Consider the following 587-nt stretch of genomic DNA (forward strand, 5'->3'; position numbering starts at 1 on the left):
CCGTTGTATACAATGCGCACCAATGAAATCTAAAAGGAAAAATTACAAACTTTGGTTTTACTCGGAAAAACATCTTGAGGATATAGCAACTGAACTTCATAATGAAAAACTAATTGGAGAATATTATTACGATTATGAGAATGTTTACGAATGGATTGAAGCCCAATTAATTGATTCTTCCTTTGAATTTAATATATCTAGAAAGCATTCTTATTGGAATGATTATGAAGAAGGAAGTGCTGAACAACAAGCTGAAAATTTAAAAGAACCAATCACAATAATGCTAATGTTTGACTCAAAAGAACCATCGGACATTATTATAGAAGAAACAGCTAAACAAATTAATTTGATTCTGACTTGTCCCGTTTATTTAGGAACAAAAAACTATTTGGGTGGAGACGATTACGAATACATCAAAACGAAAGAAATAATATGTTAAACGGAAAAAAGCACTGTATACAACAATGTATAACCGCAATTACGGCGGATTCGACTACGTCCGAATCCACTCGGAATTGCTAACATCTGTGCTTAATCGAAAAATTTGCGTACTTTAACCCGTAAACTGACGGTTATACGAGTCCGTT

General features: G+C 33.0%; 1 protein-coding gene. It reads left to right on the forward strand.

Annotated features, from left to right (window positions below; all coding sequences use genetic code 11):
- Nucleotides 1-439: hypothetical protein (locus tag LG649_RS15895; protein WP_226544806.1), on the forward strand; the 439-nt coding region annotated here is incomplete at its 5' end.
- Between the last annotated feature and the right edge of the window lie 148 nt (nucleotides 440-587).

Source organism: Neotamlana laminarinivorans (assembly GCF_020523925.1).
Taxonomy (GTDB): Bacteria; Bacteroidota; Bacteroidia; order Flavobacteriales; family Flavobacteriaceae; genus Neotamlana; species Neotamlana laminarinivorans.